The sequence below is a fragment of the Finegoldia sp. P2-F-LR genome (assembly GCF_052932265.1).
Genome location: NZ_JBRFJF010000038.1, coordinates 1 through 368, shown reverse-complemented (window position 1 = coordinate 368; position 368 = coordinate 1). Strand labels below are relative to the sequence as shown.

The window sequence follows — 368 nt, the reverse complement described above, 5'->3', positions numbered from 1 at the left end:
CACAATCAACACTTCTCACGTAGAATATGAAACAGAAAAAAGACACTACGCACACGTAGACTGTCCAGGTCACGCTGACTACGTTAAAAACATGATCACAGGAGCAGCACAAATGGACGGAGCAATCTTAGTAGTAAGTGCAGCAGACGGTCCAATGCCACAAACAAGAGAACACATCTTGTTAGCAAGACAAGTAGGCGTACCAAAAATCGCAGTATTCTTAAACAAAGAAGACCAAGTAGACGATCCAGAACTAATCGAATTAGTTGAAATGGAAGTACGTGAATTATTAAACGAATACGAATACGAAGGAGACGACACACCAATCGTAGTAGGATCAGCATTAAAAGCATTAGAAGATCCAGACG

1 protein-coding gene is annotated in these 368 nt (G+C 41.0%); it reads left to right on the top strand.

Translation table 11 applies throughout. The features are described 5' to 3' along the window. A partial coding sequence (locus tag ACU68W_RS09300) for a GTP-binding protein (RefSeq protein WP_446756442.1) occupies positions 1-368 on the top strand: 368 nt, incomplete at both ends.